The organism is Candidatus Woesearchaeota archaeon (assembly GCA_018303425.1).
Lineage (GTDB): Archaea > Nanobdellota > Nanobdellia > Woesearchaeales > JAGVYF01 > JAGVYF01.
On record JAGVYF010000029.1, the window covers coordinates 1 to 8,169 of the forward strand.

The window sequence follows — 8,169 nt, forward strand, 5'->3', positions numbered from 1 at the left end:
TCTCTTGAATCCACAATTGAAGTCATGTAAAGTCCTTTTTTCTTTGTTGACTCATAATTTTCTTTCCGACTTTTTTCAAGACCTGTTCCGTCGCCCCCATTTTTACCATCAGAACTTCGATTATTCTTGAAAACTTTTTCAAGAATAGAAATTACTTCTCGATTTTTATATCCTTTTCCGAGAACTCTATCATCAATATGTTCATCAATTCCGAGATGATGCCCTAGTAATTTAATCCACCCTTCCGCTTTTCTCTCTGGAAAACTATATAATTCAGTAAATAGAATTGCCTTGGCAAGATTGCCAGGGTCTATTGGAGGACGACCAACAGATTCATGGGCTTTTCTTTGATAAATTTTATCCACTTCATCTCGGATAAAATGAAGTGTATCGATAATATCATTTATTTGGTTTATTGTATACGCTGACCAGTCAATGCCTCTTTGTTGTTGTGGAATATAATAACCCTTCTCTCTCAATTGAGGCGCTAATTTTTGCAAATCTTTTGATCGGAATTGAATCATTATGCTCTGTAAAGAGCATAAGTTTATATACTTTGCGGTTTTATTTGTGCTTATGGCAAAAATAATGATGATTTATGCAATACCTAAAGGAGATAGTAGTGTTAGAATTAGTTTTAATAGAAAACTTTTCAACTATAGGATACAATCTCACAAAGGGAAATACAAAAATAAGACCAAAGGAGTCTTAAAAGAATTTGAACGCCCTACAAAATCTTGTATTATTTTTGATGAGGAGTATTTATTTAGTGTAAATAGTGTTTGTGAACAGTTTAAAATACGCAGAATTTTTTATAATGTTACTTTACGAAAGATGTGAAATAATTTATACGCAAAGCCATTGAATTAGTAATCTTTATAAATAAGAAATCCCCTTAAATTAATGTTATGAGGTGTTAACTATGAATAAAAAAGGATTTGTATGGTATTTATTTCAACAAGAGATGATATTTATGTGGATTGGATTAATCATAGGTTTAGTATTAGCATTCCTAATGGTATATGATGTCATCCCTGTTTCACAATGGTTCACAATATGCCCAACTGGTTAAAATTAAATAAAAAAGCATCAATGTTTTTTGTAAAACTTTTTATGTATGGGTTTTTGTTAGGTGTAGCTGTAACATGGCTTTATATGAACGGAATATTACAGAGGATTTTATAATATGGGCAAAAAAAATAAGTTATTGCCAATAAGCATTCAAGTGTTTATTGCTGTTCTTTTTTTAATTAATGGGATTTGGTTATTAGCAAAATTATCCAAATTAAATGCGCCTTTCTGGAATATCGAATTAATTTCAGTATGGTTTGCAGGGTTTGCTTCAGTTTATTGCGGATTACATATTATTATGGTAAAATTTAAACATAATGCAGTCAAATCATTGCTGTAAATTTATAATGTTTGCCAATCTAAACCCAAAATACCGATACTTTTATAAATCATTCTTGAATTCTAAAGTACATGAAAGGAATCATATCTAGTTTTAGAAGAGGATTTAAAACCCAGACAATGAACCAAATGATTATAATTGTAGATGGTATTACTTCTAAAGAAGAAGCTGTAAAACTAGTTGGAAAAGAAGTTGTTTGGAAAAGCCCAGCCGGAAAAGAAATAAACGGTAAAATCTCAGCAGCACATGGTGGCAATGGTGCAGTGAGGGCTCTTTTTTCTACAGGGGTTCCTGGTCAGGCACTAGCTACTGAAATTCAGATTAAATAAACATTGTAATTAATATTAATGCTCCAGAGAGTGTTAATAGTGCTGAAATTTTAAAAAGGCAAAGTTTTTAATTGCTTAATCTACAAAAACTATATGATTGAAGATATTATCAAAATTACTGAAAAAATAAAAAAGGAGATGGAATCTAATATTCCTGTCCTAGAAGAATATATCAATTTAATGATTAAAAACAAAGAAAGATCCCAAAATGAAATTGAAAGTATGCTAGACATTCTTCTTGAATACATATCTATGGGTATGGGAGAAGAACAATTCAAAAAACTTAACCATTATTATGGTTTATTTAATCCTGAGTTTTCTGCAAAATATAATGAGTTTTATCATGAATTATTTGATTAATTTACCTATTTTATATCATTAAGATTTATACAGTAACTTTTGCAAATACCATCATCAATTAAGTTCTATAGTTTACAAATCTATAAAAAGCGCATAGATAATTTATATTTTATGGAATTAAAATGGGAATTAACCCGGGTTTGTAACGATAAGGATTGGCATGTTAATGAAAGGTACGCAATTATCTTTGTTGAACCATTAATTAAAGCTAGAATTTATATTGCAAGACAGAAAGAATTAGATGAACTTAGTTTATTTTATGAACTTGCGGCTGATAATAAACGGATTGAATCGGAATATTATGTCCCCCAAGGCAAAGACAAAATAAGACTTATTAAAAATAAAATTGAATGTATTAAAAAACACGTTGAGGCTTATGAAAAACAAGATTTTTTAGATTTACTGCCTGATGAAAATACACCCTTAAATGTGAGAGACCTTGAAAGCGTAATAAAAAATAGGTCAATTCCCGGAATAAATGTGCCGTTCATTGCAATGACTAAAAATGAATTAATAGACTCAATTGTTGAAATATTGCCTGAATTTGAAAGTAAACGGTCAAGGTTCATGAAATTAATGAAAGAAGATTTATATGAGATATATTCTAACTATTTAAAATTGTTTAAAGCCGGAAAACCATTAAACTCAGAAGACCTAATTAAATTCGGGCTTTTGTTAAAAATTGAACAATTTCAAAAAGTGCCGGAGGTTTTGGGCGAAAGAGCTTATCAAACATTGCCGGATTATTTGTTATAGAAGAAAAAAGAACTAATATATACAAAAAAACAAAAGTTCAATGCTTAATAATATCTCCTGTGTCTATAATCTCCATTTCTAAAATTAAATTTTATTCTATTGCCTTTGTGTAAAAATTTGCGTAAAATCGTAAAATATAACTTAATTTTTACAAGATTAAGTATTATACAAACCTCTTATAAGCGAAAAGTATACTCCTATTTATAAACACTTTAATTAATATTTTTAAAAAACCTAATTCAAAACACTTTTTTTATAATTATAGATTTAAATTAGTTAATTTTTGAATATACTGATATTCTTTTTCAATAATTATTTCTCATAACTGGCTAATATTTATGAATATTTTTACGGCGCAAATTCATTATTATAATAAGTTTTATAAAGGGTTTCTTTCTCACGAAGTATGGAAGACATTGAGTCTCTTAATTTCAGTAGAATCTCTAAGTCTGATATATAGAAGTTTGACTAAAGGAAATCAAATTTCATTATAATGCGCCGGTGGTCTAACGGCTACAGCTTTCTAAAAGCTGCTGTAAATGACTGCGGCCTTCCAAGCCGCGTATCCGGGTTCGAAAAGAGTACGACATAATACTAAAAGTGCGATATGCAGCATGAGATAAACTCGCCTGCGTCTAAAATCCATTCCGGATTTTTAGATAATGCACACTATCGTGTTGGGTTCGCCTAAGCACGATCGGGAATTTATTCCCGACAAAATGTGTCTTCGAAAGTCCCGGCTGGCGCATTTATTATAATCAATGGAGGAAAATAAAAATGGCAGGATTTGACAGTAGTTTAGATAAAAACCTTTTTTCAGAATCAATTGATTTTGAAAAATCAAGAATAACAGTAGGTGTATTCTCATATAATGATGGAACACCTAAATTACAATTATCAAGAGAAAATAAAAACGTTTCAGGGGAATACAGTTTTGCCAAGCTTGGGAGAATGAATAAAGAAGAAGCTAAGGCAGTTTTACCATTAATTCAAAAAGCAATGGATTTCATGTAACTTACTAATCCGGCGCAAATTTTTGAATTTATGCAAAACAGAAGCAAGAATAGGCGCTGTCCAGAAAGTTCATTGTCTGTATATAAGTATATAATTTGAAACATAAAGTAGCCAAGAACGTTCTTGCAGTTATAGTTAAATCTGAAGATACTAATTGACAATGAAACGACTCTGGACAACGCCTAAGAATAGCATAATTTATATAATAATAATTCATTTTTAGATTATATGACTGAAACAGTAATGGTTTTTTGCGCACATTCTGATGATCACATATTAGGTCCAGGCGCCACTCTTGCAAAATTTTCAGAAGAAGGCAAAAAAATCGTTACAGTGATATTTTCATTTGGAGAAAAAAGTCATTCTCATTTAAAACCTAAAGTTATAAGAAAAAAAAGAGTGCAGGAAGCAAAAAATGCGGACAAAATAATTGGAGGTTCAGAAGTTTTATTCTTGGGATTAAGAGAAACTAAATTTTTACAAGATGCTGAAAAACTCAATCTTAATTCAAAATTAAAACAATTAATAGAGAAACACAGCCCTTCTATCATCTTTACACATACCAATGATGATAAAGATATTCCTTCACTTGATCATCCAAATGTAAATAAGATTGTAATGTCAATATTAGACTCAATTAATTATAAAGGCCGAGTTTATGCTTTTGATGTATGGAATCCGTTTAATTTCAAAAATCGTTTTGAGCCAAGACAATACTTTGACGTTTCTAAAGTATTTAATAAAAAGCTTCAAGCTTTAGACTGTTTTGAAAGCCAACAAATTGCTTTATCGCATTTATTAATAAGTGTTTATGTAAAAGCAGTAATGTATGGGTTTTATAATGGATGCAGATATGCAGAAAGATTTTATATTTTAAAATAATGAAACAAAAACTATTAATCGTTACTGACAATTTTTTACCTCAATGGGACGGTGTTACAAGATTTCTCGTAGAAGTAATTCCCAAACTTTCTAAAAGTTATGATGTTACGGTTTTAGCGCCAGATTTCAGCGGGTCATCAATATTTTTTCCGGATGTAAAGATTTTTAGATTTCCATTATCAAGATTCGTTGTAAATAATTTTCAACTTGCATATCCCCAATATAAAAATTTTGAACCATATATCAAGGAAGCAGACATTGTATGGACTCAGGGTATTGGTTCTTTAGGGTCTTCAGCCATTTACATTGCTAAAAGATATAAAAAACCTTTAATCGCATATATACATTCAATTGAGTGGGCGCTTGTAGAAAAAAGTGTGCCCGGTCCTTTAATTTTTAAACAATTGGCAAGTTTATTAACTCAGGTATTTGCAAATTGGCTTTATAATAAATGCGATATTTTAATGATGCCTACGCAGGAAGTAGCAGACATATTTGAATCTAAAGAGATTGAAACTGTTAAAATTCTTGTGCCCCTAGGCGTAAATTGTAAAAATTTCGAACCTTCAGAAAATAAAGCTGACTCTAAAAAAGCATTAGGAATTAAACCTGAAGAAATAGTTATAGGTTATTGCGGAAGAATATCCAGAGATAAAGATGTAATCACTTTATATAAAGCATTTGAATGGATAAACAAAAAATGTTCAAACGTTAAACTTTTAATTGTTGGACCAGGTAATTCAGATTACATGACAAAATTTGATTCCAAAGAAAACATAATCGTTACTGGCGCAAAAGATAATGTTGTTGATTATTATCAGGCAATGGATATTTTTGTATTACCCTCATTAACTGAAACCACAAGTCTTGCAACATTAGAAGCTATGGCATGCGGCTGCTGCATTGTCTCAACAAAAGTGGGAATTGCCCAAGACATAATTAAAAATGGAGAAAATGGCCTGTTTTTTCCAAAGCGCAATGATTTAATATTGAAAAAAAAATTAAAATGGCTTGTTAATCACCCGGACATTATTGAAATGTATTCTAAACGCGCAAGAGTTACAGTTATTAAACATTATTCTTGGACAGAAACAATTAAGGCGATTGAAGATGTACTGGCTAAATTTTAGTAACACTTAAAAACTACTTTCTTATTACAATATAAAATGAAAATATTATTAGCAGCAACAGAGCAAGGCGGACTTGGGAAATCAAAAGGTTCAGCGAAAGCTCCAGAGGAAATAGTCAAAATAATTAATTGTCAATTTGAAAAAATTGAAATTGTTGAAGCAAACTTGGAAGAAACTAATAATAACATTTATAAAAAAGTTTTAGAACAAGACAAAGCACTAATCATTGGTGGAGACCATTCCATAACTTTCCCAGCATTCAAAGCATTTATTAAAAACAATCCTGGCGCAGGTTTAATTATTTTTGATGCGCATCCCGATTGCGTTAATAATTTTCAACCACCAACACATGAAGATTTTGTTCGTGTTCTAATTGAAGAAAAAATTCTTTCTCCATATAAAATTATTTTAGTGGGATTAAGGCAGTTTGACCCGATTGAATTAAAATTTTTAAAAGATAATAAGATCAGATATTTTTCAATGAAACAAATATTTGATTATGGAATTAAAGATGTATGTGAAACAGTTATGGAATCTGCTCTTGCTTGGCCAGGGGTTTATTTAAGCATTGATATTGACGTTGTTGACCCCGCATTTGCGCCCGGTACCGGTTATCGAGAACCCGGGGGGTTAAATTCGGCGGAATTTTTAAATTTTATTAAACGCATAAAAAAATTAAAAAATCTAAAAATGGTTGACATTGTAGAAATCTCTCCCGAAAGAGACAGAGATGAATTAACAGTTAGGCTTGGCGCAAAAAAACGTAAAGTCTATATCCCGAACCTTTAATTACTTCTTTAACATTAGCAAAAACTTCTTTCATTTTTTTGGACAACATATCTCCGCCTTTTCTATGTTTTGCTACAAGTTGTAAAATACCTTTTTTCTTTAAATGCTCTTTTGATTCTTCTATGATTTGAAAACAAATTTTTCTTCCCGCAGTATAGGGGGGATTTGTTAAGATTGTATCAAACATTTTACCATTGAGCGGTTTATAAAGATCACCTTGTTTTAATTCAACTTCAACATCATTTAGTTTTAAATTCATTTTTGTAAGTCTCAATGCTCTTTTGTTAATATCAGTCATTATAACTTTTGCGTTAGTAGTTTTTGCAATGGATATGCCAATAGGACCATATCCGCATCCTAAATCTAAAACTTCCCAATTATCTAGGATAATACAATTATTTATTAACAGTTCTGTACCTTTATCTATTTTTTTAATTGAGAATACGCCGCCGGCGGTATAAAATTCTAAATCTTTACCCCTTAATACAGCTTTAATTTTAACTGGGCTGAATTCAGATACCTGATTTTCAGAATAATAATGAACCATTAATTTAATTTAATCTAGAAAGATTTAAATATTTGCTTTTAGGCAATACACACAATGTGTGTATTCAAGTATAATACCCGTTAAATATGAACTTAATAAACCCTATCACTAATTGACGAAAAGATTTAAATATAGCAAAATACTCAAAAATTGTTAAAAAGAAACATAATTCTCAAGAAATAATTAATTCGCTTTCTTATTTAAATATACCAACTGAAATTTTTCGCCTTTATCCTTTGGCCGTTTTAGAGTCAATTGTAATTTTCTTGAAAAATGAAAAAAATCTTAATTTTTCAGAGATAGGCATTTTACTTTCCAGAGATCAAAGAAATATTTGGACAGTTTATAATAGAGCTAATAAAAAATTAGCATCCGCGCAATTACAACCAGTTGAACCCAATACAAAATTAAGTATTTTGGAATATATCCAAATTCCTACGGAAATTTTTCGCTTTTATTCTTTAGCAGTTTTAGAATCTATTGTTGTATATTTGAAAAATGAACGTTACTTAAGTTTTTCAGATATAGCTATGCTTTTAGGCAGGGATCAAAGAAACATTTGGACAGTTTATAGCAGGGCGAGGGCAAAACTTGACAAGATGTAAAAAAATTGAGGGAGGGGTAGTTTGGAAAGAGCTTTTAGTAGCTTTTTTAATATTAACTTTACTTTCATTCTCAATTTACTTAGATTATAGTCTCACCGGTAAAGTTGTCCAAGGAGGAGTCTGGATACCTATTGAGGATTCTAACTATATCAATAATACTGCACTGTTTAGCAATTCAATCAATTCTTCACTGGTTTATAATCTTTCAGGAGAAGTAATTTTAACTTACCAGACTCGTGACGACTTTGGTATGCTGGATGTTTACATAGATGGGGCTTTAGCAGACACGATTGATCTGTACTCTTCTATAACTAAATACAATGTTCAAAGAACCTATAATGTTGGT

General features: G+C 30.5%; 14 protein-coding genes and 1 tRNA gene. 13 read left to right on the top strand and 2 right to left on the bottom strand.

Going from position 1 to position 8,169, the window contains the following annotated elements:
* Positions 1-524 (bottom strand): hypothetical protein (locus tag J4418_04100; GenBank protein MBS3113239.1); only part of this gene is annotated, 524 nt, incomplete at its 3' end.
* Between the two features lie 52 nt (positions 525-576).
* Here J4418_04100 and J4418_04105 point away from each other — a divergent pair.
* The 11 genes from J4418_04105 (at position 577) to J4418_04155 (ending at position 6,671) form a co-directional block, all read left to right on the top strand.
* Positions 577-840, top strand: coding sequence for a hypothetical protein (locus J4418_04105; protein MBS3113240.1), 264 nt, complete (start codon positions 577-579; stop codon positions 838-840).
* 82 nt (positions 841-922) lie between these two features.
* Positions 923-1,072 (top strand): hypothetical protein, encoded by a 150-nt coding sequence (locus tag J4418_04110; protein MBS3113241.1) that lies wholly within the window; start codon positions 923-925, stop codon positions 1,070-1,072.
* Between the two features lie 114 nt (positions 1,073-1,186).
* A complete protein-coding gene (locus tag J4418_04115; protein MBS3113242.1) occupies positions 1,187-1,411 on the top strand; it encodes a hypothetical protein in 225 nt (74 codons plus the stop codon).
* A 71-nt stretch (positions 1,412-1,482) separates the two neighbouring features.
* On the top strand, positions 1,483-1,740 hold the full coding sequence (locus J4418_04120; GenBank protein ID MBS3113243.1) for a 50S ribosomal protein L35ae: 258 nt from the start codon (positions 1,483-1,485) through the stop codon (positions 1,738-1,740).
* Between the two features lie 93 nt (positions 1,741-1,833).
* Positions 1,834-2,100, top strand: coding sequence for a hypothetical protein (locus J4418_04125; GenBank protein ID MBS3113244.1), 267 nt, complete (start codon positions 1,834-1,836; stop codon positions 2,098-2,100).
* A gap of 111 nt (positions 2,101-2,211) precedes the next feature.
* Positions 2,212-2,856 (top strand): hypothetical protein, encoded by a 645-nt coding sequence (locus J4418_04130; GenBank protein MBS3113245.1) that lies wholly within the window; start codon positions 2,212-2,214, stop codon positions 2,854-2,856.
* A 495-nt stretch (positions 2,857-3,351) separates the two neighbouring features.
* Positions 3,352-3,604: transfer RNA gene (locus tag J4418_04135), tRNA-Gly, on the top strand.
* Between the two features lie 29 nt (positions 3,605-3,633).
* Positions 3,634-3,870: a hypothetical protein gene (locus tag J4418_04140; GenBank protein MBS3113246.1), complete on the top strand. Its 237-nt coding sequence runs from the start codon at positions 3,634-3,636 to the stop codon at positions 3,868-3,870.
* A 228-nt stretch (positions 3,871-4,098) separates the two neighbouring features.
* The gene (locus J4418_04145) at positions 4,099-4,752 is read left to right on the top strand and encodes a PIG-L family deacetylase (protein ID MBS3113247.1); all 654 of its coding nucleotides are present in this window, start codon (positions 4,099-4,101) and stop codon (positions 4,750-4,752) included.
* Positions 4,752-5,882 carry a glycosyltransferase family 4 protein gene (locus tag J4418_04150; GenBank protein ID MBS3113248.1) on the top strand — a complete coding sequence of 377 codons (1,131 nt, stop codon included), beginning with the start codon at positions 4,752-4,754 and terminating at the stop codon, positions 5,880-5,882. Before J4418_04145 ends, J4418_04150 begins: the two co-directional genes overlap by 1 nt.
* 36 nt (positions 5,883-5,918) lie before the next feature.
* Positions 5,919-6,671, top strand: coding sequence for an arginase family protein (locus tag J4418_04155; GenBank protein MBS3113249.1), 753 nt, complete (start codon positions 5,919-5,921; stop codon positions 6,669-6,671).
* Here J4418_04155 and J4418_04160 read toward each other — a convergent pair.
* A complete protein-coding gene (locus tag J4418_04160) occupies positions 6,625-7,218 on the bottom strand; it encodes a class I SAM-dependent methyltransferase (GenBank protein ID MBS3113250.1) in 594 nt (197 codons plus the stop codon). The two genes, J4418_04155 and J4418_04160, sit on opposite strands and share 47 nt — an antisense overlap.
* 266 nt (positions 7,219-7,484) lie before the next feature.
* Here J4418_04160 and J4418_04165 point away from each other — a divergent pair, with 266 nt between their 5' ends.
* Together J4418_04165 and J4418_04170 are read left to right on the top strand one after the other, a co-directional pair.
* A complete protein-coding gene (locus tag J4418_04165) occupies positions 7,485-7,823 on the top strand; it encodes a hypothetical protein (protein MBS3113251.1) in 339 nt (112 codons plus the stop codon).
* A partial coding sequence (locus tag J4418_04170) for a hypothetical protein (protein MBS3113252.1) occupies positions 7,810-8,169 on the top strand: 360 nt, incomplete at its 3' end. The genes J4418_04165 and J4418_04170, both read left to right, overlap by 14 nt.

Excerpts from the sequence above, each read along its gene's own strand:
- J4418_04105 (MBS3113240.1), top strand. The coding sequence starts at position 577 with ATGGCAAAAATAATGATGATTTATGCAATACCTAAAGGAGATAGTAGT.
- J4418_04110 (MBS3113241.1), top strand. The coding sequence starts at position 923 with ATGAATAAAAAAGGATTTGTATGGTATTTATTTCAACAAGAGATGATA.
- J4418_04115 (MBS3113242.1), top strand. The coding sequence starts at position 1,187 with ATGGGCAAAAAAAATAAGTTATTGCCAATAAGCATTCAAGTGTTTATT.
- J4418_04120 (MBS3113243.1), top strand. The coding sequence starts at position 1,483 with ATGAAAGGAATCATATCTAGTTTTAGAAGAGGATTTAAAACCCAGACA.
- J4418_04125 (MBS3113244.1), top strand. The coding sequence starts at position 1,834 with ATGATTGAAGATATTATCAAAATTACTGAAAAAATAAAAAAGGAGATG.
- J4418_04130 (MBS3113245.1), top strand. The coding sequence starts at position 2,212 with ATGGAATTAAAATGGGAATTAACCCGGGTTTGTAACGATAAGGATTGG.
- J4418_04140 (MBS3113246.1), top strand. The coding sequence starts at position 3,634 with ATGGCAGGATTTGACAGTAGTTTAGATAAAAACCTTTTTTCAGAATCA.
- J4418_04145 (MBS3113247.1), top strand. The coding sequence starts at position 4,099 with ATGACTGAAACAGTAATGGTTTTTTGCGCACATTCTGATGATCACATA.
- J4418_04150 (MBS3113248.1), top strand. The coding sequence starts at position 4,752 with ATGAAACAAAAACTATTAATCGTTACTGACAATTTTTTACCTCAATGG.
- J4418_04155 (MBS3113249.1), top strand. The coding sequence starts at position 5,919 with ATGAAAATATTATTAGCAGCAACAGAGCAAGGCGGACTTGGGAAATCA.
- J4418_04160 (MBS3113250.1), bottom strand. The coding sequence starts at position 7,218 with ATGGTTCATTATTATTCTGAAAATCAGGTATCTGAATTCAGCCCAGTT.